Raw genomic sequence first — 24,146 nt, forward strand, 5'->3', positions numbered from 1 at the left:
CAGGCGACTGGGTTGACGGAGTGTGGTTTGACCGGCTGATATTTCGGGCATGTTTCCGGAATTGGCCGAAATGTCACAGAATGTAGCATCCGCCATCCAGGACATTTTCCTATACAAAACCGCCGGAAATTTCCGGCGGCCCCAATCGTCACCGAAGGGTGACTTCTGCCACCAGGCCGCCGCCGGCGCGATTGTAGAGGCGCAGCGACCCGCCAATCTTGGCCGTCAGCTGCTGGGCGATCGCAAGGCCGAGACCCGTGCCGCCGGTCTCCCGGTTGCGGGACTGCTCCAGCCGGAAGAAAGGCTGCATCGCGGCTTCGAGCATGTCGTCGGGAATTCCAGGCCCCCGATCCATCACGGTGATCACCACATGATTTTCCGCGTTGTGCCCGACGCCGATTTCGGCGGCACCGGCAAACTTCAACGCATTGTCGATGAAATTCGACAGGATGCGGCGAAGGGCATGCGGCTTGGTCAAGGCAGCGCCTTGAACCAGCCCGACAACTGTCACCGCCTTTCCGGTGTCCTGATAGTCGTAAGCTATGCTGTCGATAAACGATGCAAGATCGATGCGGGCATTCTTCTCGCCGCTGCCGTGGGCGCTGCGCGCATAGGCTATGCCGTCCTGGACGAGGCGCTGGATCTCGCCGATATCGTGCACCAGCTTCTCCTTCCCAGGCGAATCCTCCGCCATGTCGGCGCGCAGTCGCATGCGGGTGATCGGCGTCTGCAGGTCGTGCGAAATCGCCGCCAGGATCTGCACCCGCTCTTCGAGGTAATGGGCGATCCTCTCCCGCATCGCATTGAATGCCCTCGCTGCATGCGCGACCTCGCTCGGACCCGCCTCGCTCAAGGCAGGACCATCCTTGTTTGGGTCGAGGGCATCGGCAGCGGCGGCAAGCGCGCCGAGCGGCCGGATCGCCTGGCGCACGGCAAACCAAGTACAGAGGATGAGGAGAAGCATCTGGATGACGAAAACATAGGGCAGCCATGCGGCGATCGGCATAACGCCTTTCGGCGTGACGTCGATCGTCAGCGGGCTTCCGTCGCTCAGCGTCAGATGCGCCTGCAATCGGTTCACCTCACCCGGAATCCGTTCGATGTTGATCGGAAATCGGTGGCCGACGGCCTCCTCGATCTTGCCCGATATCTCCGCGCCTTTGCTTGACGTGTCGGGCACGCCGGGAAGGCCCGTCCCGAGCACGAAGCGGTAATTGCCACGGCTCAGCCGATCCAGGAGATCGCCGCGTTCGCCGGGCGGAAGCCGGTCGAGAACGGCAATCGATGTTGCGACGTCATTCTCCAGCGTGCCCAGCATCATCGCTTTGGCTGACATCGTGCGCTCCATGTAGAGCACGCTGAAGGACAGCCCATAGGCAAGGGCGAGACCGATCAGCAGGATGAGGAAGATCCGCGACCGCAACGTCCTCGGCCACGCCAGGCTCGAAAACAGGGGGATCCCCGCCCTCATTGGCGCAGCTCCGTGATTTCGACCGGAACGGAAAAGACATAGCCTTCGCTGCGCACCGTCTTGATGTAGGTCGGTTCCCGTGCGTCGTCTCCCAGCCGCTGGCGCAGGCGGCTGACCAGGAGATCAATCGAGCGATCGAAGAGGTCGGCATCGCGGCCCTGCGTCAGGCTCAGCAACTGATCGCGATTGAGCACCCGCTGCGGGTGATCGATGAAGACTCGAAGCAAGCGGTATTCGGCGCCGCTGAGCGCAATCGCGGTCCCCTCCTTGTCGAGAAGATGGCGGGCGACCGCGTCGAGCCGCCAGTCGCCGAAAGTCAGCAACTGTCCGGCCTCGCTGATCTGCAGGTTCGGCGGCAGCATGCGCGTGCGCCGCAGCACCGCCTTGATGCGGGCAAGCAGCTCGCGCGCGGCGAAGGGCTTGGCGAGATAGTCGTCGGCGCCCATCTCAAGCCCCAGGATCCGGTCCATCTCGTCGGTGCGGGCCGTCAGCATCAGGATTGGGATCGCCTTGTGCCGGCCGGCGCGCAGTTCGCGGCACAGCACCAGCCCGTCGTCGCCGGGCATCATCACGTCGAGCACGATCAGGTCGACGGCATTGGCTTCGAGAAAGCTGCGCATCTGGCGCCCGTCCGCGGCAATGCTGGTTCTCAGGCCGTTCTTCTGCAGATAGCCCGAAACCAGCTCGCGGATTTCGCGATCGTCGTCGACGACCAGGATGTGATCGACATGATCCATATGTCCCTGTTCCCTTACCGATAGAAGCGGCCCCGACCTACGCATATTCGGCCGGCCGGAGCAACGAAGCTCTGCGGCCGGCCTCGTCGATCAGAAGCGGTCGACGTCGATGACCGCCTGCGCAAAGGCCTGCGGCGCCTCCTGCGGCAGGTTGTGGCCGATGCCGCCGCCGATCGTGCGATGCTCGTATCTGCCGGAGAATTTTCCGGCATAGGCGGAGGGTTCGGGATGCGGCGCACCATTCGCATCGCCCTCCATGGTAATGGTCGGCACCGAAATCATCGGTGCTGCAGCAAGCGTTTCCTCATAGGCATCATACTTGGCCTCGCCTTCGGCAAGTCCCAGGCGCCAGCGATAATTGTGGATGACGATGTCGACATGGTCGGGATTGTCGAAGGCCGCCGCCGATCTGTCGAATGTCGCATCGTCGAAATTCCACTTCGGCGAGGCCGTCTGCCAGATGAGCTTTGCGAAATCGTGCCGGTTGCTCTCATAGCCGAGGCGTCCGCGCTCAGTGGCGAAATAGAACTGATACCACCATGCAAGTTCGGCCTTCGGCGAAAGCGGCTTTTGGTTGGCCTCCTGGCTGCCGATCAGATAGCCGCTCACCGAGACCATCGCCTTGCAGCGCTCCGGCCACAGCGCGGCCATGATATTGGCAGTCCGCCCGCCCCAATCGTAGCCCGCGATCACGGCTTTCTCGACATCGAGCGCGTCGAGCAGAGCGATCATGTCGGCGGCGAGCGCCGATGGCTGGCCGTTGCGAACGGTCTTGTCGTCGAGGAAGCGAGTGGTGCCGTAGCCGCGCAGATAAGGCACGATCACCCTGTAGCCGGCCGAGGCAAGCAAGGGCGCAACGTCGACGAAACTATAGATGTCGTAGGGCCAGCCATGCAGCAGCAGCACGACCGGGCCGTCCGCCTTCCCCGCCTCGGCATAACCGATATCGAGCACACCTGCCTTGCTCTGCTTCAGCGTTTCGAACGACGTGTTGGTTCCGGCCTTCACGTCGGCCGGGGATGCGGCGGGCGACGACTGAGCGGCGGCAAGGCCGGCCACGCCGAATTCGGCCGCGGCGAGGGCAACGGCGGTCATGCCGAAGAAACGGCGGCGGTGATGGTTGATTTGCTCTGACATCGGTCTCTCCTGTCGAATGATCACGGTGCTGATGTGACCTTGCGCTTGTATCCCCCATATGTCGCAAGCCATCGGTTTTGCATGCGGATGTAGCTTCCGGCCGCCGGGATACATTCTGATACAATCCCGCCCTCCCGGCAAAGCATCGGTATCGGACCGCAATCCGAAGCAGTGACGCCAGCTTGTATCGCTTTGTATCGCCCGCGCCGGTCCGCAACACTTCGGTACATTTTGCCGCCAAACCGGACACATCAAGGATACGTCCACCCGGCCATATCCCCGCCGTTGCTGGTTCAGGCCCATCGCCGTCCAGAGCCCGATCAATCGGTTTCAAAGGAAACGATGATGACACTTCTGATCATTGCCTATCTCGGGGGCGCGCTGACGATCCTCAGCCCGTGCATCCTGCCCATCCTCCCCTTCGTCTTCGCCCGTGCCGGACAGCCCTTCGTCAGGAGCACGTTGCCGATGCTTGTCGGCATGGCGGCGACCTTCGCCCTTGTCGCCACCCTTGCCGCAGTCGGCGGCAGTTGGGCCATCCGCGCCAATGAATATGGCCGCCTTGCCGCAATCGTCCTGCTGGCGCTCTTCGGCGCGAGCCTGCTTTCGCCGCGCTTTGCAAGCACGCTTGCCCGGCCGATCGTCGATCTCGGCAACAACCTCATGAACGCCAACAGTGGCGGACGCTCCGCCCCAACGATCAAGAGCGCCACTATTCTCGGCATCGCCACCGGACTGCTCTGGGCGCCCTGCGCCGGGCCGATCCTCGGCTTGGTTCTGACCGGCGCCGCCTTGCAGGGCGCCAACCTGCAAACGACCTTCCTGCTGATTGCCTATGCCGCCGGCGCCGCAACCTCGCTTGCCGTCGCCCTGCTTGTCGGCGGCAGCATATTCGCCGCCATGAAACGCTCCCTCGGCTTCGGCGACCGCATCCGTCAGGCGCTCGGCGCAGCCGTCCTGGCCGGCGTCGCCGTCATCGCGCTCGGCCTGGACACCAGCCTGCTGGCACGGCTGTCCTATGCCAGCACCGCATCGCTGGAACAGGCCGTGCTCGACAGGCTGCATGCCAAGCCCGCCGCCGGCGCAACTTCCGAGGTCGCCGGCAGCGATGTGATGATTGCCGATGCGAAGAAACCGTTCCGCGCCGATTTGCCCGTCGAAGGTTTTGCGCCTTCACTCGATGGCGCCGTCGAGTGGCTGAATTCCAAACCGCTGACCACGGAGCAACTGCGTGGCAAGGTGGTGCTCGTCGATTTCTGGACGTATTCCTGCATCAACTGCATTCGGACGATCCCCTATGTCAGGGCCTGGGCGGAAAAATATGCCGATCAGGGTCTCGTCGTGATCGGCGTCCATGCTCCGGAATTTGCCTTCGAAAAGAAGATCGACAACGTCAGGAAGGCGGTCGGCGACTTCAAGCTCGCTTATCCCGTTGCCATCGACAATGACTACAAAATCTGGCGCGCCTTCGAAAACAGCTACTGGCCTGCCGCCTATCTGATCGATGCCAAGGGCCAGATCCGCTACCACCATTTCGGCGAAGGCAATTATGGCAGGACCGAGAAGGCCATTCAGGACCTGCTGCGCGAGGCCGGCAGTGAAATGGCGGCAAGCGCGCTGGTCACGCCCGATGCGAAGGGCGTGGAAGCCGGCCCCGACCTCGGCAACATCCGCTCCGGCGAGACATATCTCGGCTATGAGCAGACGGCGAATTTCGCCTCTCCCGAAGGCCTGCAAGCCGACGCCCCACACACCTATTCGATCGCCGAACCAGGCCTCAATGGATGGGGCTTGTCGGGAACCTGGACTGTCGGCAAGGATCAGGCGACGCTCGATCAGCCTGGCGGCGGCATCGCCTACCGCTTCAGCGCCCGCGACCTGCATCTCGTTCTCGGGCCCGGTGCCGACGGCAAACCGATCCGCTTCCAGGTAACGGTCGACGGCAAGGCACCCGGGCCGGACCATGGCTCCGACATCGATGCCGATGGCAACGGCACAGTGACGGCAACAAGGCTCTACCAGCTCGTCCGCCAGTCCGGCACCGTCGCCGCCCGCAACTTCGAGATCCGTTTTCTCGATCCCGGCGTCCAGGCCTACGCCTTCACATTCGGTTGAACCTGAAGGGCGGCAATATCCCGATCCTCAACAACGACCAAAGGAGTGATAGTCCATGAACAAACGTCTTCTTTTCACCGCAGCCCTCGCCTTCGCTACCACTGCCACCGCCTTCACAGCTGAGGCTGCCGCGGTGAAGAACATCGTCATCGTCCACGGTGCGCTCGCCGACGGCTCGGGATGGCGCAAGGCGACGGAGATTCTCGAAAAGCGCGGCTTCAACGTCACCATCGTCCAGGAGCCCCTCACCTCGCTGGTGGAGGACGTTGCGGCGACGAAGCGGGTTCTCGACCTCCAGGAAGGAGCGGTCCTCCTCGTCGGCCACAGCTATGGCGGTATGGTTATCACCGAAGCCGGTAACGACCCCAATGTCGCAGGCCTCGTCTATGTCGCGGCCTTCCAGCCCGACAAGGGCGAAAGCCTGTTGAACCTCGCCAGTTCGAAGCCCGCCGGCAGCATGGATATCAAGGAAACGAAGGACGGCGAGTATCTCTATCTCGACCCGGGCGCCTTCGCCGCGGATTTCGCCGCCGACCTACCAAAAGCCGAAGCCGACTTCCTGGCGAGATCGCAGGTCTTCGCCTCGAAACAGGCATTCGCCGCCAAGATCACCGAGCCGGCATGGCGCACGAAGCGCAGTTGGTCGATCGTCGCCACGGAAGACCGCTCCATCAACCCCGGGCTCGAGCGCGACATGGCAAAACGAGCCGGCAGCGAAGTAACCGAGATCAAAGCCAGCCACGCCGTCTTCGCGTCCCAGCCGGAGAAGGTCGCCGACGCCATCGAAAAAGCCGCCAACAAAGCCGGCGATTAGTAGTCGGATGGCGACGGACGAATTGCCCCTCTCCACAAAATGGAGAGGGGCAAGACATCTTTACTGGTTGGCTGCGACCGGGCGGACCAGCGCTGTGACACGGCGGATGGTGACGCGGCGGTTTTCCTGTTCGGGGCCTGACGTGTTGACCTTCAGGTAGCGCTCGCCGTAGCCCTGGGTCGCCAGGTTCTCCGGCGGGATGCCGTAGACGTCGGAGAGCACATTGGCGACCGATTCGGCGCGCTGGTCGGAGAGGACCAGATTGCTTTGATCGGTGCCGACGGCATCCGTATGACCCTCGATCAGGAAGGTCTCGCTCGGATCCTTCTTCAGCACCTGGCTGATCGCGTCGGCAACCTTGCGCAGGGTGCGCGCCTGGGTCATCGGGATCTCGGCGCTGCCGGTCGCAAAGGTCACCGTATCGAGGTCGATGCGGCGCACCTTGTCGCGGATACGGGCCGAATATTTCACCTCGTCAAGCGAATAGACACGTTCCACCGGCTCGACGGGCGGCTCGCTCAGGAACTCGTAATAATCCCGGTTCGGATCGCTGCGGGTATCGATGATGTAATCGTTGAGCGGCACGCGCAGCCGCATCGGCGGCAGGTCGGCGCCCGGATCCTCGAAATAATCGCGGTCCGGATCCTCATAGAGGTCCTGGGAGTAATAGAGCACGTGCTCGCGTCCGCGGGCATCGACGCGCGACCGCTGGATGATGTCACCGTAGCGATTGCGGATGGTGACGATGCGGTAGCCCTCCGGCCGCATGATCGTCTCGCGGTAGCGATCACCCGACAGCTCCTCGTAGGTCGGCCGCTCGCCGTCGCGCAGGAACCGCCTGTCGTCGTCGCCGCGCACGATCACCTGATTGTTGTACTGGATGATGACGCGGCTGTCGTCCTGGCTGTCGCTATACCGCGCACCGTCGGGGCGGGCAAATTGTGGCCGCTCGTTGAGCCTCGTGCCCTTCTCGCTGGTCACCGCCTCGAGCTTGATCGGCGCCGGCGCCTTGGCGCCGGTGGCGGCCTGCGCATCGGCATCCGAGGTCGGCACCTTCACCTCCTGGCTATCGCCGCGCTGCTTGTCGCGGTCGCGGCGGCCTTCCCGGCCCTTGCTGCGGTCGGCATCCTTATCGCTGTCGAGCACGGCGGCACCGTTCTCGACCGGCAGCACGACGGTCTCATTGCTCTTGGCCGGATCTGCAGCAATCTTCTTGCGGCGTTCCAGCTCCTCGGGCGATACTTTCTCAGGCGCCGGAATGGCCTGCTCCGCCTGCTGGCCACCATTGGCATCCGGCAGCGGCTGAGCGGTGTCGGTCGCCGGCGCGGCCGGCTGTTCACCGGCAGGCTTTGCCGCGGTGCCGTCCTTCGGCTTTTCTGCCGGTGCGACAGCAGGTGCCGCCGCCTTTTCTTCGGTCGCCTTGTCTTGGGTCGCCTTATCCTGGGTCGTCTTGTCTGCGGCCGGCTTCTCGCCAGTCGTCTTATCGGCGGGGGCTGCGGCCTCCCCCTTTGCCGGCTTCTGCTCGGCAGGCGCCTCGGCGGCAGGTTTTGCCTCCGGCTTGACTTCGGGCTTGGCCTGCTCCTCGGCCGGCGTCACCGCCTCAGGCGCAGCGGTCTCCGCCTTGCCCTTGCCTTTCTCTTTGCCCTGGGCCTTGTCCTGCCCCTTATCCTGCTTGTCGCGCGGCCTCTGCTTGCCGCCATCCGGCTTGGCTTCAGGCTGAGCCTGCTCGGTCGCGGGCTGAGCCTCCTTCGCGGCCGGCTGCTGTTCCTGTGCCGGCTGAGCCTCCGGCTCGGCCTGCTGGGCTTCCTGCTTCTTAGGCTTTTTCGGTTTTTCCTGCGTTACCGGCTGCTGCTCCTGCTGCGGCGCGGCCTCCGGCTTTGCCTCGGGCTGGGCTTCCTGCTTGGCTTTCCGCTCGGGTTTGCTTTCGGCCTTGGGCGCGGGCTCCTCCTTCGGCGCTTCGGCCTTCGGCGGTTCCGGCTCTGCCTTGGGTTCAGGCGCCGGCGCCTCCTTCCGCTCCGCTTTCGGCTTTTCGGCGGGCGCTTCCTTCGGCTGCTCGGCGGCCGGAGCCTTTTCAGCCGGAGCCTCTTCCTTCTCCTTATGCTTTTTCTTCTTCAGCAGTTCCTCGTCGGAAGGTGCGTCGGCAGGCGCATCCTGCGCCACTTCGAAGCTTCCCTGGTCAACTTGCCGCACGGCCTCGGCCTGCGTCTGAACGCCGCGTATGGCGGCCAGCGCCGATGCCGGCTGGAAAGCCAGCGAGAGAGAAAGCAGCGGAAAAGCCGCGCTTGCGAACAATCTTGATTTCATGCCCATCGGATTTCCTCGATCCTGTTTGAACTTCCTGAAGGCCGACAGGCCCTGCTTCCGCCCCTAGCGTCGCATTGAGGCGAAACGGCGAAATGGCAAAGCGCCAAGCTGCCGATTTGTTCCGGTTCTAGGAATTCGGGGATTAACCTTACATGAATGTTGCAGTCCGGCGCCGTTCATCTCGCCCGCTGTTTGCGCGGCAAATCGCGCGGGAATTTCTGTTGCATTTCCATGAAAAAAAGTCTGATTATCGCGGCAAGGCGGTGCCCCGTCACCGTTGAACAGCAGCCGTCAGCCCAAGAGAAAAATGCGCGACGGCTACCAACAGAGAGGATCCTCATGCATATCTCCACCCGTATTTTCGCGGCAGCCTCGATCGCGGCGATGTCTCTCTTTGCCGGCTCGGCCATGGCCGACGGCGAGAAGTATGTGATCGGCACCGATTCGACCTATCCGCCCTTCGAATTCGTCGATGCCAGCGGCACGATCCAGGGCTTCGACATCGACATCACCAAGGCGCTCTGCGCTGAGATGAAGGCCGAATGCTCCTTCGTCAGCACCGATTGGGACGGCATCATCCCGGCGCTCAACGCCAAGAAGTTCGACATGATCGTCTCCTCGATGTCGATCACGCCGGAGCGCCTCAAGCTCGTCGACTTCTCCAACAAGTACTACAACACCCCTCCGGCCATTGCCGTGCCGAAGGATTCGAAAATCACTGACGTTGCCGGCCTCAAGGGCAAGGTCATCGGCGCACAGACTTCCACGACGCATGCCAACTACGCCGAGAAGCACCTCGCCGACACCGAGCTGAAGCTCTATCCGACGGCTGACGAATACAAGCTCGACGTTTCCAGCGGCCGTGTCGATGCCGTCATCGACGACGTCGTCGTGCTCTCCGAATGGGTCAAGTCCGACGCCGGCGCCTGCTGCAAGATCCTGACGACCCTGCCGGTCGACAAGGAAATCAACGGCAACGGCGCCGGTATCGCCATTCGCAAGGGCGATCCGCTCAAGGAAAAGCTCAACACCGCAATCGCTGCGATCCGCGCCAGCGGCGAGTACAAGAAGATCCAGGACAAGTACTTCGATTTCGACGTTTACGGCGAATAAGAAATTCGGTATCTGGCCGACAAAAGCGAATGGCGGAAGGCTTGCTCTTCCGCCATTTTTGTTTGACAAAGGTAGCAAGATCAAAACGGCAAAAGCCGTGAGGGGAATCCACGCATGGGCGGATTGTTTTCCGCGCTCGGCTCCTTCTGGAGCTCACTTGTGCACATTTTCGATCCGCTGTGCGGACCCGTCGGCATCTTCACCTGGTTTGGTCAGTCGACGCTTCTTGCGTGCGGCGATACCGGCTGGGGCGACGAGATCGCGCTCGGCTTGCAAGTTACCGTTTCGGTGGCGATCGTCACCTTGCCGATCGGGCTTGTCATCGGTTTTCTCGTGGCGCTGGGCCAGCAGTCGGAGGAAAAGCCGCTGCGGCTGGCGGCCGGCATCTACACCACGATTTTCCGCGGCCTGCCGGAGCTTCTGACGCTCTTCATCATCTATTACGGCATGCAGATGCTGATCCAGTCTCTGCTGACCTTCGTCGGTTATGATGGACCGCCGGTCGAGATCAACGCCTTCCTCGCCGGCGTCATCGCGCTGTCGGTGGTCTTTTCCGCCTATTGTTCGGAAGTGCTGCTCTCGGCCTTTCGCGCCATTCCCAAGGGGCAATATGAGGCGGGCGACGCGCTTGGGCTACATCACGGCCGCACGCTGCGGCTGATCATTCTGCCACAGCTCGTGCGCATCGCGCTGCCGGGCCTGACAAACCTCTGGATGGTGCTGCTGAAGGACACCTCCTACGTCTCGATCATCAGCCTTGCCGATATTCTGCGCCAGACGAGCGTGGCGGTACGCGTAACCAAGGAACCCTTCTTCTTTTATGGGCTGGCCTGTTGCCTCTATCTGGTGCTCGCCGTCCTCTCCTCCTTTCTGCTCGTCTATGTCGAGCGCTGGGCCAAGCGTTCGGAGGTCCGGCGATGAGCTACGCTGAAACATTGATCCCGCCGCAGCCCGCGCCCCGTAAAGTGGCAAAGCCGATAACGGGCGCCCGCCTTGCCGGCTATATTCTCGTTGCGATTTGGGCGTTATTCGCCGCGCTGCTGGTCTACACCGTCATCAATGGCTGGGATCCAGAGAAGTTCACCCGCTATGGGCCGCGCTACCTGCACGGACTTGGGGTAACACTGAGCCTCGTTGCCATCTCCGTCGCCTGCGGCGCTCTCCTATCGCTGCCGCTCGCGATGGCGCGCCTGTCGAGCGGCCGGGTGCTGAACTGGCTGGCCTACGGCTATATCTACTTCTTCCGCGGCACGCCGCTGCTTGCACAGCTGTTCCTGGTCTACTACGGCCTCGGCGTGTTCCGGCCACAGCTGGAGGCCGTCGGTCTCTGGTGGTTCTTCCGCGAAGGCTGGTATTGCGGTCTTTTTGCCATGACCATCAATACCGCGGCCTACCAGGCGGAAATCTTGCGCGGCGCTATCGAAAGTGTACCGCACGGCCAGCGGGAGGCGGCGGCCGCACTCGGCATCCACAAGTTCATCGCCTTCCGCAAAGTTGTCCTGCCACAGGCTCTCATCGTCGCACTTCGCCCCTATGGCAACGAGATCATCCTGCTGATCAAGGGCTCGGCGGTCGTCGCCATTATCACCGTGCTCGACCTGATGGGCGAAACCCGCTACGCCTTCTCCCGCACCTTCGACTACCAGACCTATTTTTGGGCGGCGATATTCTATCTCTCCATCGTCGAGGCATTGCGCCATCTCTGGGCCTGGATCGAGCGCCGCCTGACCCGCCATCTCAAGCGCTGATGCATGACGCCCAAACCTGTGTCGCGGTTTTGGGAACTGCGCGCATCAACGGGAAACCGCTTGGCAGCACTCTCGGCAATATGCTGCCAAGCCTTTGATATTAAAAATCAATTGTTCTTTTCTGAAGTGCCTGTAAAGTTTTCGTCAACCACTCGCATGCTTCCATATCACGCAGCGCTAATAAGCGCGCGAGTGGGAACGAGAAGAAGCGGAATACGATGCACAAGGACATGGAAAAGCAACTGCAGGGCTACGGTCTGACGACAGCCCAGATCCTCTACCACCTGCCCGACCACCCGGCGATCCTGCAAAGCTACGTCTGGCAGGAGTATGACCTCGCCCCCGATTTTCCCGAAATGCGCGGCTTCCTGAAATTCTGGGAAGAAAAGCTCGACGGGCCATTGCACTCGGTGCGCTACGTCCACCGCAAGCTGATCTCGGCAACCGAGTGGCGGGCGCTGAAAGGCGAGTTCATCCTGCACTGATCGGAGCCGGCTACGTCAGACATGCGCCTCGCCGTGACCGAACTCGCCCTCGTCGCGGTCGGGACGCAGGGCGAAAGCGAGCATACCGAGATAGAAGGTAAGGACGATGGCAATGACGACAAGGCCGGGAATCGGCCCGAGCACGGCATTGTCGATGACATAGGTCCATGATTGCGCCTGCAATGCCGGCATACCTTCCGTCTGCAGTTTCGGCGTCGAGATCTTCAGGCACCAGGCAAGCAACAGGATCAGGTACATCCAGCCGTAATTGCGCTTGAGACGGCGGTGCATCGCCTCGTGATAGCTCAGCAGAAAACGTGGCTTGCGCAGGCTGTTTGCGATAACCGTAGCCCATTCGCTGCCGGCATTGGCGTCGGGCGCCATGATCTGGGCGAAATAGCAGCGCTCGACCTGGCGAATACGGGCCCGGTAAATATCGAAGAAGCGGTAGCGTCGCGCCTCTATCATCAGCAGCAGCGTCACCAGCATGATCCCGAACAGCAGCACACCGTGATGCGAGGTCGGCGTCGACAGCGACACCGACAGCAGCGCCGCCACAACGGTGATCGCCCAGTTCGACGTCCGGTCGATGCGGTCGCGCCAACTCGTCATCCGCCCGAGTTCGCCGCGGTAATAATGGCTGAGCGAATTGGTGATTTCACCAGGCGTGCCGGGCATCAGCGGTATCCGCATACCCTCTTCCTCCCTTGCCGACGGCACCCTGTCCTGCTTGGTCTCCATGGTTTTTCCTCCCTTCGTCTTCTTTTCAGCCGGTCGATCATAGGTAATCGTCATTCTGCGCCTGCAAGCGCGCCATTGCAAAACATCGAAAGCGGCCTTAGAGCCATGCCTGAAACAAAGAGCCATGCCTGAAAACACAGAAACGGTGAATTGCGATGGCAAAGAAGATCGACGAAGAAGCCCTCGGCGAAGCCTACAACCGCGCGCTGGCGCTGGAAAAGGCCGGCGATGTCGACGCGGCCGTAGCAGCCTATGAGGAAGTCCTGGCAATCGACCCCGACGATCACGGTGGCGCGGCCGTGCGCATCGCCGCGATGGGTCGCGGCGAAACGCCGGTCAAGGCGCCCGATGCTTATGTCGAGACCTTGTTCGACCAGCATGCCGAGGTTTTCGAAGACGTGCTCGTCGAGCAGCTCGGTTATCACGTGCCGATGCTGGTGCGCCAACGCCTGCAGGCCTTGAAGCTCGGGCCGTTCAAGCGGCTGCTCGATCTCGGTTGCGGTACCGGCCTGACCGGCGGCGCCCTGCGCGACATCTGCGAGGATATGACCGGCATCGACCTATCGGAGAATATGGTCGAAATCGCCCATGAGAAAGATCTCTACGAGACGCTCTTCGTCGCCGAGGTCGAGGATTTCCTCGACGACAATGACGAGGAAGCCTTCGACATCATCACCGCCACCGACGTGCTGCCCTATCTCGGCGCGCTCGAACCGCTGTTCTTCGGCGCCGCCGAGAACCTGGCGCCCGGCGGCCTGTTCGTCTTTTCGTCGGAAACCCTGCCGGAGGAGACCCTCGCCGGCCGCGCTTACATGGTCGGCCCGCACCAGCGCTTCGCCCATGCCGATGCCTATGTGAGGGAACGGCTGACAGCCACCGGTTTCGAACTCGTCGAAATAACCGATATCAACGTGCGTATGGAAGACGGCCAGCCGACGCCCGGCCATCTGGTGATCGCCAAGTATCTCGGCTGACGGAATAGTTGCACGATTGGCGAAGTATCTGTTGCGCGATTTCTTCCGACCTGATACTTAGTCGATCGGTAAAGTTTACCGCAACGATCGGAAAGGTCGCCGCATGTCGCTCGTTTTCTATGGACATCCGCTCGCCTCCTTCTGCCACAAAGTGCTGATTGCGCTTTATGAAAACGGCACGCCCTTCGACAATCGTCTCGTCGATCTTTCCGACGAGAGTTCGCGCGCCGATCTCTTCCGCTTCTGGCCGGTCGGCAAGATGCCGCTGCTGAGGGACGAAGCGCGCGACAGTACCATTCCCGAAACGTCGATCATCATCGAATATCTCGATCACTACTATCCCGGTCCCGTTCGCCTCCTGCCGCTGGAGATCGACCGTGCGCTGCAGGTCCGGTTGTGGGACCGTTTCTTCGACCACTATGTCCAGGCTCCGATGCAGACGCTCGTCAGCAATCGCCGGCGCCCCGAGGGCACGGCCGACGAGATCGAGATGGCAGCCGCCAGGACGACACTCGCCACCGCCTATGCGATGATCGAAAAGCAACTCGCCGACAAGCAATGGATAACGGGGGAAGCCTTCACCATGGCCGATTGCGCCGCGGCCCCCGCCCTCTTCTATGCCGAGACGCTGGTGCCGTTCTCACAGGACCAGCCGAAGCTTCGCGCCTATTACGATCGGCTGCTGGCTCGCCCGCCCTTTGCAAGAGCGCTGGAAGAGGCCCGCCCCTACTTCAAATTCTATCCCTATCATGACAGGCTGCCGGCCCGCTTCCGGGATACGGCGGGATGATCGAAAGCCAGGCGGATCTCGACCGCATGTTCCATGCGCTTTCCGACCGCAGTCGCCGCGGTATGATCGACCGCCTCGGTCGCGGGCCGGCTTCCGTCACCGAGCTGGCAGCACCGCTCGCGGTCGCCCTGCCGACGGTGATGAAGCATCTGCAGGTGCTGGAGGACAGCGGCCTCGTGCTCTCCGAAAAATCCGGCCGGGTACGGACCTACCGCCTGCAGCAGGATGCGCTTGCCGCCGTCGAGCGCTGGGTGGAACAGCGAAAGACCCGCTGGAGCGCCGCCTTCGACAGGCTGGATCAATATCTTGCCGAAGAGACGGAGACCTTTCCCGAATGACGACACCATCCGCCGAACACGCCACCTTCGTCATCGAGCGCCACCTGAAGGCGCCGCTCGCCCGTGTCTTCCGCGCCTGGTCGACGCCGGAATCCAAGCGCCAATGGTTCGCCTGCCACGGTGAATGGGTGACACTGGATTACGCGCTCGATTTCCGCCCGGGCGGCGCCGAGAGGAACCACGTCGCCGATTCCGACGGCCTCCTGCACGCTTTTGACGCTCAGTATATCGATAACGTGCCCGATGCCCGCATCATCTACGCTTACGAGATGAAGCTCGGAGAAAGGCGGATCTCCGCCTCGCTCGCAACCGTCGCCTTCGAAGCCGAACCTGCCGGCACCAGAATGGTCTTTACCGAGCAGGTCGTCTTCCTCGACGGCTACGCCGACAACGGCGCCCGCCTCCAAGGCACCGAGATCGGCCTCGACAATCTCGAACTTTTTCTCGAGCGTGAGACGAGCCCGATCCATTAAGCGAGCAACGCTCAGCCGCTTGTTTTTTTCCGGGAGCCGGCAACCTTTGACATATTCAGCGCGGCGGCGGCGCGAATGAGCGCCGTCAACGCCTCCTCATCGATTGTGTCGCCTTCATGGAAATCGATGGCGCGGCGGGTATTGCCTTCGAGGCTGGAGTTGAAAAGTCCCGAAGGGTCTTCCAGTGAGGCGCCCTTGGCGAAGGTCAGCTTCACTGCGCCCTTGTAAGTCTCTCCAGTGCAGATGATGCCGGAACGCTCCCACACCGGAACCCCGCGCCACTTCCATTCCTCAACCACCTCGGGCTCGGCCTGCTTGATGAGCGCTCGAACCTGGGAGAGCATCTTGCCCCGCCAATCGGCCAGTTCCTCGATCCTTGCATCGATCAGCTGAGAGGGAGAGGTTCCCTCGTTTCCGTCCCCGGAATCGCTCTTCTTCATGGTTGCTGTCGCTTTCTTCACGGTTGTCATTGCCCCCGCATACCGATGACCGACGACGCCGCGCGTCTTCTGGCACGCACAAAGGACGCTGTAACGCTTTGAATTCTTGTCCGCTCACATCCGTTCGCCGGGTAAACGGCTGGCCTGCTCCACCCAGGCGGCGAGTTGGGCTTCGTCGATTTCGTCGTCCTCGCAGATGTCGAGGTAGCGCACGTCCTTCTGTTTGGATTGGCCGGGCGGGAGAGGATGCAGCGACGTGCCCCGGAAGAACGCCACCTTGACGTATTTCGTGAAGCAATGAACGCCGAGGAACCAGCCCTGCCCTTCGATGCCGTAGAAGGGCGAGTTCCATTTAACCGCCTTGCAGACGCCAGGCACGGTGCGCGTGATCAGCGCGTCGAGCCGGCGTCCAAGGTCGCTTTTCCAGCCCGGCATGGCGGCGATGTAAGCCTGCACCCGAGCCTCACCGTCGCCCTTGGGGATTTGCGGGTTGCCGCCTGAAAGAAGTTTCGGCTCTGCCGCGGTAGGCTCGGCGGCCATCGCCTTTCCGACCTTCGCTGCGGCCTTGGAGGTCTTGCCGGCCATTGCCTCACTCCCATCTTCCGCCCCACCTGGCGGCATAGGGCAGCACGAACAGGTAGAGACCGGTCACCAGAAGCAAGCCGAGCGGCAACAGCGCCAAGAGGCCCACCCAAACGGTCGATTTCTCCTGTACCATGGCGATAATATTGAGAACGACCGCCACGGTAAAGGCAACGGACAGCCAGCGGTGCATCTGCCGCAACCAGTTGTTCCACTTCAATGAGACCTCCTCCGTTGAAATCAGCCCGAGCTGGGCGGCCTCACTCCGCCCGCGCCAGCACCTGCTCCAGATTTGCAATGAACTGTGTCCATCCGCTCCTGGCGCCGCCGTAAGCCTGCCGCTGATCCGGCCGGAAACCCGCCTGCTCCATGCGCAGGTGCGTGCCCGTGCTGGTCGGAGTGAGAGTCCAGGTGACGGTGCTTTCGAGACCATAGGCATCCCACGTATAGGACAGGGTCTTGTTCGGCTCGACCTCCAGAACCTTACAGTCGACCGAACCCCAATCGGCGTTGAAGCGGAAGCGATGGTCAGCGACCGGCTTGAAGTCGCTCTTCATCAGCCACTCCTGGATCAGGTGGGGCTGGGTGAGCGCCCGCCAGATCTTTTCCGAGGGAAAAGGAAATTCCCGTTCGATGACGACGGAGCGCGTTTCTGTCGATATGTCGGTCATTGATCCATCCTTTTCAGCAAATCTTCGAGATCGTTGAAGCGGTTTTGCCAGAAGCCGGCCATCTCGCTCGTCCAATCGACGAGCGGAGCAAGCGCGCCGAGCTGCGCGCTATAATGCGTCTGGCGGCCTTCGTGCCGGTCGCGCACCAATCCGGCTTGCTTGAGAATGCCGAGATGCTTTGAGACGACCGGTTGCGAGACCCCGGCCCGGGCGGTCAGAGCCCCGACCGTCTTCTCGCCTTCCCGGCACAGCCGCTCGAAGAGAGCCCGCCGGGTGGGATCGGCAAGTGTCCTGAACAGCACGTCCGGAGCATTGGGCATTTGCAATCCATACCTCGTTAGCTATGAATTTACCTATAGCTGCAAAGGTATGGGTTCGTCAAGCGACGAACAAAATTGACGCAATAAGGCGCGTAAAGCATTGCCGACCGCAAAGCACATGCGGTTTCGACAAGATCATCGGCCAACAGCGCATAGCCTATCGGCTATGCATCAATTTTTGCCAGATCACGCTGGATCGCCTCCTGAAGACTGCCCTCAGGATACCGAGACCTTGTCGTGGCAACAAAATGCCGAAAGCCATAAACGGCTTCCGGCGATATCGAGCTCGGCGTCTTCGTTCTGGTTCAGGAGCCGGAGACGACTTTCAGGTTGCCGCCATGGCTGCCGCCTGCGAAAATCTGCTTGCGGCCGAACTCATTGTTGAAGGCCAGGCGCTGCTGCTCGCGAGTGATGCCGAGCTCGGGGAAGAGCAACTCGGCGACGCGATAGGCTTCTTCCAGGTGCGGATAGCCGGAGCCGATCACCGTATCGATGCCGATCTCCTGATATTCGCGCAGACGCGCGGCCACCGTCTTGGGCGAGCCGACCAGTGCCGTGCCTGCGCCGGCGCGCACCAGGCCGACGCCCGCCCACAGGTTCGGCGAGACCTCGAGCTTATCGCGGCGGCCGCCATGAAGGGCTGCCATGCGCTTCTGGCCGACCGAGTCGGATTCGTGGACGAAACGCTCCTGCGCCTCGCGGATCGTATCGTCGTCGAGATGGCGGATCAGTCGCTCGGCCGCCTCCCATGCCTCTTCATCGGTTTCGCGCACGATGAAGTGCAGGCGGATACCGAAGCTCACCTGGCGGCCACGCTCGGCGGCGGCCTTGCGCACCTTGGCGACCTTCTCGGCCACCTGCGCCGGCGGTTCGCCCCAGGTCAGGTACTTGTCGACGCGGCCGACGGAGAAATCGATGCCGGCATCCGACGAGCCGCCGAAATAAAGTGGCGGACGCGGATTCTGCACCGAGGGAAAGCCGAGGCGCGCATTGGTTGCCTTGATATATTTGCCGTCGAAGCTCGCCGTACCCTTGTCCAGCAGTTCTTCGAACACGGTGAAGAACTCCTCGGCATGGGCATAACGCTCGTCATGCTCGAGATGAATGCCGTCGCCGGCAAGTTCGGCCGGGCTGCCGCCGACGACGATGTTAAGCAGCAGACGGCCGTTGGAAATGCGGTCGAGCGTCGTTGCAAGGCGAGCGTAATAAGCGGGTGACGCGGTGCCGGGACGGATCGCCACCAGGAACTGCAGTTTCTCGGTCTTGGCGGCAAGAGCCGCCGCCGTGACGAAGGATTCCTCGCAGGCAACCCCGGTCGGCAGCAGCACGCCGGAATAGCCGAGCCGGTCGACCGCCTGGGCGATCTGCGTGAGATAGCCGATCTCGGGCGCGCGGTTGAGATCGGCGGAACCGAGATAGGTGCCGTCGCCCGACGTCGGGATGAACCAGAGGAAATTGATGGGATCGGATGTGGCGGTCATGGAAACGGTCCTTTGCTGCGAAATTCGAAATTCAGTTCGCGCGGCTAAGCCGGCCTTTGGCAGGCGGTGGGAGGAATGCCGGGGCTCTGTCTGCGCGTGAACATCTGCAATATCCTGTCGATCGATGGCAGCTTGCCGGGTGCCCTCAAGAGTAGCCTTCGGTCGTCAGGATATTGGCATAGACTATCAATTATATCGACAATATCAATTTTCCATTGTCGTCCGCTACGGGGAATATTTTTCCCCGTTCCGGCGCTCGTCGGCAAGCGCCTGCCGTCACGCCTCCCGACGTTCGACGGCCAGCCGCTCCCGGATAAAGCCGGGGCCGCCTGCGAGGCGCGTCGCAAGCAGGCTTTCGGGATCCACCATGCGCCAATAGGGCGTAACCGTCGAAACCGGCTCGCCCTTTTCTATGGCATCGAAGGACATTTCGGCAATCGCGCGCAAATGCCGCTGCACGGTCACCGGGCAACAGGCATCCGCCCCATATTGGGCAGCGAGACGGCGGCGAAGGACACCGACCTCGGTGAAAACACCTTCCGGCGCCGACCGGATCCGCTCTGCGACCATCTGTTGCGATGGAATAAGCATCGCCTGCATTCCGTTGCGGCCTCTGCGCCGCGCCTTGATCGTCGGAACTTCGTTCATCTCTCCCCCGGAAACATTGTGGTTTTTCCTCAATCTAGGGTTCGAGCGAATGACGGCCAGCTTCGATGCGTCAATCGGAACGAAGTCCGTCTTCACGGCTTTTCTGCTCTCGCCGTTTCGGTTAATTCTCGAAGCCTCGCACTTGGGATAAGGATAGGACATATGGCTAAAGTCGCATTCATCGGTCTCGGCGTCATGGGATTTCCCATGGCCGGTCATCTGAAGACGAAGGGCGGCCACGATGTCACCGTCTACAATCGGACGGCCGAAAAAGCTGCCGCCTGGGCCGAGAAATTCTCCGGCAAGTCCGCCCCCACCCCGGCCGAGGCAGCCGCCGGAGCCGACTTCGTCTTTGTCTGCGTCGGCAATGACGAAGATCTCCGATCGGTGACATCAGGCAAGGACGGCGCCCTGCACGGCATGAAGCCGGGTTCCGTGCTGATCGATAACACGACCGCCAGCGCTGAGGTCGCCCGCGAACTTTATGCCGCAGCAAAGGAGAAAGGCGTCGACTTCATCGATGCCCCGGTCTCCGGTGGCCAGGCCGGCGCCGAAAACGGCGTCCTGACCGTCATGTGCGGCGGTGACGAGGCCGTCTTCGAACGCGCCAGGCCCGTCATCGACGCCTATGCCCGCATGGTCGGTCTGATGGGGCCGGCAGGCTCGGGCCAACTGACCAAGATGGTCAACCAGATCTGCATCGCCGGCCTCGTGCAGGGGCTTGCCGAAGGGCTGCATTTCGGCAAGCGCGCCGGTCTCGATATCGAAAAGGTCGTCGAAGTGATTTCCAAGGGGGCCGCCGGCTCCTGGCAGATGGAAAACCGCCACAAGACGATGAACGCCGGTAAATATGATTTCGGCTTCGCAGTCGACTGGATGCGCAAGGATCTCGGCATCGTGCTCACCGAAGCCCGCCGCAACGGCGCCAAACTGCCGGTCACCGCCGTCGTCGACCAGTTCTATGGCGACGTCCAGGCGATGGGCGGCAATCGCTGGGATACATCCTCGTTGCTCGCCCGCCTCGAAAAATGATCACGTCAGCCTCCGGCGCAGCCGAACTGATCGCGCATCTGGAAATGCTGCGTTCGGAGGAAAATATCGCCTGCATGGCGCGCTTCGGCATTGTCACGAACCGCGCCCTCGGCATCCCCAATCCCGATATCAAAGCGGTCGCTAGGCAAGCGAAGAAGGATCACGCCAGGGCTATGCAGCTCTGGCGCAGCGACATCCGCGAAGCCCGTCTGCTTGCTCTCTTTACAGCCGACCCGAAGCGGCTGACGGCGGATGATGCGCGAAATTGGGCCAATGATTTCAACTCCTGGGAGATCGTCGACTGCGCCGCCGATCTCTTCGTCGAGGCCCGGCTCGACGAGCTCGTGTCGGAATTCGCCGGTGATGAGCGCGAATTTGTCAGGCGCACTGCCTTCGCCATGATATCAGGTGCCGCGGTTCATCGGAAGAAGGAGCCTGACGCCACCATCCTTGCCTGGCTGCCGCTGATCGAAGCCTATTCCGGCGACCCTCGAAACTTCGTGCGCAAGGCGGTCAATTGGGCACTCCGCAGTATCGGCAAGCGCAATCTCGCCTGCCATGCCCCGGCGCTCGCACTCGCGAGAGTCCTGGCGGAAAGCCCCGACAAAACTACCCGCTGGATCGGCAAGGATGCCGCCAAGGAGCTGACCGGCGAAAAGCTGCTGGTACGGCTGAGATAGAGCGAATGCCGAAGCCCTCGCCGCTTCGTCAATGATGTCTGGATTTTTCGACCAGAAAATCGATCAGCACCCGGACCGCCGGCGGCATGCCCTTGGCGGTTGTGAAGACGATATAGAACTGGCTTTCCTCCGATTGCCATTCCGGCAGCACCCGCACCAGCCTGCCGGCCTGGAGATCCGCCTCACAGGCGCTTTCAAGCAGAAGGCCGAAGCCGAGACCGGCACGGGCCGCGTCGAGAATGGCGGTCATGCTGCGGCAGGTGAGCCTCGGCTGATGCCGAATCACCCGCCTGGCATCATTCGGGCCGATCAGTTCCCAGCTGTGGAACGACACCCATGAGGTCATTGCCAGCGTCGGCAGCTCGGCGAGTTCGTCCACGCAATTGAGGCGACCCGTGCGCTCGATGAGCGAGGGACTTGCAACGAGGATGCGCCGCGCCCGGTCGAGCTTGCGCATCGTCAGACTCGTCTGCGTTTCCGGCTCGTTGGTCGCCCTCACCTCAAGATCGATCCGTTCATTGATGAGATCGGCGCGCCGGTCGGAGCCGATGATCTGCAGTTTGATCTTCGGATAACGCTCCAGGAATTCAGGCAGGATTCCGCCGACCGAAATATCGACGAGGCCGAGCGGGCACCCCATTCGCACCACGCCCTGCGGATCGGACTGGGCCTCGCTGACGATCGACTTGGCGCGGTCGGCCTCCTGCAGAATAGTCTGGCATCTTTCGTAGAAAGCCTGGCCGATCTCCGTCACTCGGAAGTGACGTGTAGAGCGTTCTATGAGCCTTGCGCCAAGCCCGTCCTCAAGCCGGCTGACCCGCCTGCTCAACTTCGAACGCGGTATCTTGAGATCGCGGCTTGCAGAAGCAAAACCGCCGCTGGAGACGACAGCGGCGAAATAATAGTAATCGTTGAGATCGTCCATAAGAACAAGCTATCCGAGTGAAGGAATGAATGCCAGCCCCCTGCAAAGGTTGTATCTCCTCTTCCCAAAAGCGGTAATCACATTGTCGGCATTGGAATTTCTTTTCGCGGCCTGTTGCGGCAAAGCCAGCCGGCGGCGAAAGCGAGAATCGGCCAACAGCGCCCGTCCGCACGATGGTGCTATCGATCAATCTAGCGCGCTTGAAAATTGAAGAGGGAGTTGATCGAGAAACGAGATCGCGAAGACGCTGGCGTGCGACAAGCAAACGGGCCAGTTCCACGACCTGAAAAGTCTATCGAAAGACTAACTTGAAGACTGCACGTTAAAAACGCTGCAAGGACGGTCCGGCAGGGAAGACCGGACCCGTCCCCGTAGCTGATCGGAGGTCACTCGGATCAGAAACTGATTTGAAGTGCCCCCGGCCCGAAAACCGGGGGCATCCACTAAGTGGATTAGAACGAACGCTGCAGACGGAAGTAGCCCGTCGTGGAGTCGTCGCCATCATCCGGATCGAGGTACTGAACCGAAGCCTTGGCGTAGAAGTTGTCGACGATCTGGTAATCAACCGTCAGACCAACCTTCCAAGCATCGCCAAGACCATCCCAGTCTCTCGGAACATCCTTGCCGCCGCCGAAGTAGTTGCCGTAGTACTGAACGGCCGGGGTGATCTTCAGCTTGTCGGTTGCCTTGATAGCGTATTCGGCAGCGATAGCCCATTCAGCCGACGAGTAGTAGGAGTTCGGGCCGGAAGAGTAAACGCCAGCGAGGCCGAGCGTGCCGGGGCCGATGTCAACCGTACCCATTGCACGGATAGCACCGTCTTCGTTGTCGACGTCCCAGCCACCGGTGATCTGGTAGCTGAATGCGCCGGCAGTGCCGCCAACGCCGAAGGCAACGCCAACGTTGTTCGGGCCGTCGTCCGCGGTGAAGACACCGGCTGCATCCGTGGTGCCCTGATAAACGCCATCTTCCAGTTCGTCGACGCTAAGGCCGGCGTAGAAGGTGCCGCTTTCATACTGGTAACGGATGGAGTTGTGCAGCGTTACGACAGAACCGATGTCGTCGGTTTCGCCGGAGAGGCCGTCGTCCCACCAGCTGTAGAAGAGACCGGCGCGGAAGCCCGCGACGTCGAGGTAAGCGGAGTCGAGAATGGCTTCCTGATCGGTGGCGTTGTCAGCATTGAACTGCATGACGATGACGCCGGTCAGCGGACCATACTCGGTGTCGCTCTTGGCCGTGAACTGAACCTGACCGCGGGTGACTGCATCCCAGTCCGAATCGCCGCCGACGTCTTCGCCAACGTTAACCTGGAAACGGATGTAGCCTTCGATCTTGAGGCAGGTTTCGGTGCCCGGGATGTAGAAGTAGCCGGTGCCGTAAGCGTCGCAGACGCGAACATATTCAACCGGTTCCGGCTCAGCAGCAACAATAGCGTCAGCTGCAAGAACCGGCGTCGATGCAGCAAATGCTGCTGCTGATGCAAGCAAAACCATTCTGATGTTCATTTACCAATCCATTCCTTTGTCGATCGGGGCTGGCTTCCAATCGGGTAGTCGATTTGAAGCCGGCCCAGTTTGAACAGCCATCTCGGCGTGCGGATCGATCGAACCGCCAAACCGTCATCCCATACACCGCCTTATCAAGCAATTCTTGATACACGTGAGATGGGCCTACCGAAGCTACTTTCCCCGTAGGCGTGATTTTTATACAACAATTTCAATTATTTAGACAAAAAACACGCCAAACGGCTCCGCGACGGAAATCTTCCATCGCAAGCCGTAAAACTATAGCCCATTCGTCAAATTCTCCACCGTTCGACCCCTGTCGAACATAATGGTGAAGTGCGTAAACTCTACCGCCGGCTAACCAACACATACAAGGCGGCGGCTTAGAACATGGTGTCCTGAATTCGATACCAATGAGACGAAATGTTGACACAACGCTCACGGGTTGTCGATGAGCATAGTCTCATATTCTTTATTAAGCTATTTATTTTGAGGGTTTGGTAAAATTCGAGCGTTTTTTCGCTATTTCTGGGGCTTTTTTGCGGTCGCAACCACATTCAACCGCACCCTGCGCTTCCAGATCGGGACTCAAAATGGCCGGATTGCCTCCGGCACCTCAATT

General features: G+C 61.3%; 26 protein-coding genes. 12 read left to right on the plus strand and 14 right to left on the minus strand.

The window, feature by feature from the left end; genetic code table 11:
- Positions 1-148: 148 nt before the first annotated feature.
- The 3 genes from GGD57_RS02590 to GGD57_RS02600 form a co-directional block, all read right to left on the minus strand.
- The gene (locus GGD57_RS02590; protein ID WP_184466561.1) at positions 149-1,471 is read right to left on the minus strand and encodes an ATP-binding protein; all 1,323 of its coding nucleotides are present in this window, start codon (positions 1,469-1,471) and stop codon (positions 149-151) included.
- Positions 1,468-2,208 carry a response regulator gene (locus GGD57_RS02595; protein WP_184466563.1) on the minus strand — a complete coding sequence of 247 codons (741 nt, stop codon included), beginning with the start codon at positions 2,206-2,208 and terminating at the stop codon, positions 1,468-1,470. Before GGD57_RS02595 ends, GGD57_RS02590 begins: the two co-directional genes overlap by 4 nt.
- 90 nt (positions 2,209-2,298) lie before the next feature.
- A complete protein-coding gene (locus tag GGD57_RS02600; protein ID WP_184466565.1) occupies positions 2,299-3,345 on the minus strand; it encodes an alpha/beta fold hydrolase in 1,047 nt (348 codons plus the stop codon).
- A 345-nt stretch (positions 3,346-3,690) separates the two neighbouring features.
- Here GGD57_RS02600 and GGD57_RS02605 point away from each other — a divergent pair, with 345 nt between their 5' ends.
- Together GGD57_RS02605 and GGD57_RS02610 are read left to right on the plus strand one after the other, a co-directional pair.
- Positions 3,691-5,460 carry a cytochrome c biogenesis protein DipZ gene (locus GGD57_RS02605; protein WP_184467372.1) on the plus strand — a complete coding sequence of 590 codons (1,770 nt, stop codon included), beginning with the start codon at positions 3,691-3,693 and terminating at the stop codon, positions 5,458-5,460.
- 55 nt (positions 5,461-5,515) lie between these two features.
- Positions 5,516-6,274 (plus strand): alpha/beta hydrolase, encoded by a 759-nt coding sequence (locus GGD57_RS02610; RefSeq protein ID WP_184466567.1) that lies wholly within the window; start codon positions 5,516-5,518, stop codon positions 6,272-6,274.
- A gap of 60 nt (positions 6,275-6,334) precedes the next feature.
- On the opposite strand, the gene GGD57_RS02615 is transcribed toward GGD57_RS02610, so the two are convergent.
- Positions 6,335-8,584, minus strand: coding sequence for an OmpA family protein (locus GGD57_RS02615; protein ID WP_184466569.1), 2,250 nt, complete (start codon positions 8,582-8,584; stop codon positions 6,335-6,337).
- Between the two features lie 333 nt (positions 8,585-8,917).
- On the opposite strand from GGD57_RS02615, the gene GGD57_RS02620 reads away from it, so the two are divergent.
- The 4 genes from GGD57_RS02620 (at position 8,918) to GGD57_RS02635 (ending at position 11,924) form a co-directional block, all read left to right on the plus strand.
- On the plus strand, positions 8,918-9,691 hold the full coding sequence (locus tag GGD57_RS02620) for a transporter substrate-binding domain-containing protein (protein WP_003569151.1): 774 nt from the start codon (positions 8,918-8,920) through the stop codon (positions 9,689-9,691).
- 114 nt (positions 9,692-9,805) lie between these two features.
- Entirely contained in the window at positions 9,806-10,612 is an 807-nt protein-coding gene (locus tag GGD57_RS02625) for an ABC transporter permease (protein ID WP_184466570.1), read from the plus strand.
- Positions 10,609-11,439, plus strand: coding sequence for an ABC transporter permease (locus GGD57_RS02630; RefSeq protein ID WP_184466573.1), 831 nt, complete (start codon positions 10,609-10,611; stop codon positions 11,437-11,439). Before GGD57_RS02625 ends, GGD57_RS02630 begins: the two co-directional genes overlap by 4 nt.
- Before the next feature lie 218 nt (positions 11,440-11,657).
- Positions 11,658-11,924, plus strand: a complete 267-nt coding sequence (locus GGD57_RS02635; RefSeq protein WP_085737484.1) for an usg protein — start codon at positions 11,658-11,660, stop codon at positions 11,922-11,924.
- A gap of 15 nt (positions 11,925-11,939) precedes the next feature.
- Here the strand turns inward: GGD57_RS02635 and GGD57_RS02640 are convergent, their stop codons facing one another.
- Positions 11,940-12,665: a DUF2270 domain-containing protein gene (locus GGD57_RS02640; RefSeq protein ID WP_184466575.1), complete on the minus strand. Its 726-nt coding sequence runs from the start codon at positions 12,663-12,665 to the stop codon at positions 11,940-11,942.
- 155 nt (positions 12,666-12,820) lie between these two features.
- On the opposite strand from GGD57_RS02640, the gene GGD57_RS02645 reads away from it, so the two are divergent.
- The 4 genes from GGD57_RS02645 (at position 12,821) to GGD57_RS02660 (ending at position 15,240) form a co-directional block, all read left to right on the plus strand.
- Complete coding sequence (locus tag GGD57_RS02645) at positions 12,821-13,639, plus strand: class I SAM-dependent DNA methyltransferase (RefSeq protein WP_184466577.1); 819 nt, start codon at positions 12,821-12,823, stop codon at positions 13,637-13,639.
- 103 nt (positions 13,640-13,742) lie between these two features.
- Complete coding sequence (locus GGD57_RS02650) at positions 13,743-14,429, plus strand: glutathione S-transferase family protein (protein WP_184466579.1); 687 nt, start codon at positions 13,743-13,745, stop codon at positions 14,427-14,429.
- Entirely contained in the window at positions 14,426-14,767 is a 342-nt protein-coding gene (locus GGD57_RS02655; RefSeq protein ID WP_184466581.1) for an ArsR/SmtB family transcription factor, read from the plus strand. The genes GGD57_RS02650 and GGD57_RS02655 overlap by 4 nt, the downstream gene beginning before the upstream one ends.
- Positions 14,764-15,240, plus strand: a complete 477-nt coding sequence (locus tag GGD57_RS02660) for an SRPBCC family protein (protein WP_184466583.1) — start codon at positions 14,764-14,766, stop codon at positions 15,238-15,240. Before GGD57_RS02655 ends, GGD57_RS02660 begins: the two co-directional genes overlap by 4 nt.
- A gap of 11 nt (positions 15,241-15,251) precedes the next feature.
- On the opposite strand, the gene GGD57_RS02665 is transcribed toward GGD57_RS02660, so the two are convergent.
- The 7 genes from GGD57_RS02665 to GGD57_RS02695 form a co-directional block, all read right to left on the minus strand.
- Positions 15,252-15,701, minus strand: coding sequence for a DUF1801 domain-containing protein (locus tag GGD57_RS02665; protein ID WP_184467374.1), 450 nt, complete (start codon positions 15,699-15,701; stop codon positions 15,252-15,254).
- 93 nt (positions 15,702-15,794) lie between these two features.
- A complete protein-coding gene (locus GGD57_RS02670) occupies positions 15,795-16,265 on the minus strand; it encodes a DUF1801 domain-containing protein (protein WP_184466585.1) in 471 nt (156 codons plus the stop codon).
- A 4-nt stretch (positions 16,266-16,269) separates the two neighbouring features.
- Positions 16,270-16,482, minus strand: a complete 213-nt coding sequence (locus GGD57_RS02675) for a hypothetical protein (RefSeq protein ID WP_184466587.1) — start codon at positions 16,480-16,482, stop codon at positions 16,270-16,272.
- 40 nt (positions 16,483-16,522) lie between these two features.
- Positions 16,523-16,933 (minus strand): SRPBCC family protein, encoded by a 411-nt coding sequence (locus tag GGD57_RS02680; RefSeq protein ID WP_184466589.1) that lies wholly within the window; start codon positions 16,931-16,933, stop codon positions 16,523-16,525.
- Positions 16,930-17,253 (minus strand): ArsR/SmtB family transcription factor, encoded by a 324-nt coding sequence (locus tag GGD57_RS02685; RefSeq protein ID WP_184466591.1) that lies wholly within the window; start codon positions 17,251-17,253, stop codon positions 16,930-16,932. The genes GGD57_RS02680 and GGD57_RS02685 overlap by 4 nt, the downstream gene beginning before the upstream one ends.
- A 305-nt stretch (positions 17,254-17,558) precedes the next feature.
- Entirely contained in the window at positions 17,559-18,734 is a 1,176-nt protein-coding gene (ssuD, locus tag GGD57_RS02690; protein WP_184466593.1) for an FMNH2-dependent alkanesulfonate monooxygenase, read from the minus strand.
- Between the two features lie 276 nt (positions 18,735-19,010).
- Entirely contained in the window at positions 19,011-19,382 is a 372-nt protein-coding gene (locus tag GGD57_RS02695; RefSeq protein WP_184466595.1) for a hypothetical protein, read from the minus strand.
- A gap of 162 nt (positions 19,383-19,544) precedes the next feature.
- Here GGD57_RS02695 and GGD57_RS02700 point away from each other — a divergent pair, with 162 nt between their 5' ends.
- Positions 19,545-20,414, plus strand: coding sequence for an NAD(P)-dependent oxidoreductase (locus tag GGD57_RS02700; protein WP_184466597.1), 870 nt, complete (start codon positions 19,545-19,547; stop codon positions 20,412-20,414).
- On the plus strand, positions 20,411-21,094 hold the full coding sequence (locus GGD57_RS02705; protein ID WP_184466599.1) for a DNA alkylation repair protein: 684 nt from the start codon (positions 20,411-20,413) through the stop codon (positions 21,092-21,094). Before GGD57_RS02700 ends, GGD57_RS02705 begins: the two co-directional genes overlap by 4 nt.
- 28 nt (positions 21,095-21,122) lie before the next feature.
- Here GGD57_RS02705 and GGD57_RS02710 read toward each other — a convergent pair whose 3' ends face one another.
- Entirely contained in the window at positions 21,123-22,019 is an 897-nt protein-coding gene (locus GGD57_RS02710; RefSeq protein ID WP_184466601.1) for a LysR substrate-binding domain-containing protein, read from the minus strand.
- A 452-nt stretch (positions 22,020-22,471) separates the two neighbouring features.
- Positions 22,472-23,524: a porin gene (locus tag GGD57_RS02715; protein ID WP_184466603.1), complete on the minus strand. Its 1,053-nt coding sequence runs from the start codon at positions 23,522-23,524 to the stop codon at positions 22,472-22,474.
- Positions 23,525-24,146: the final 622 nt, after the last annotated feature.

The sequence above is a fragment of the Rhizobium esperanzae genome (assembly GCF_014197615.1).
GTDB classification, from domain to species: domain Bacteria; phylum Pseudomonadota; class Alphaproteobacteria; order Rhizobiales; family Rhizobiaceae; genus Rhizobium; species Rhizobium esperanzae_A.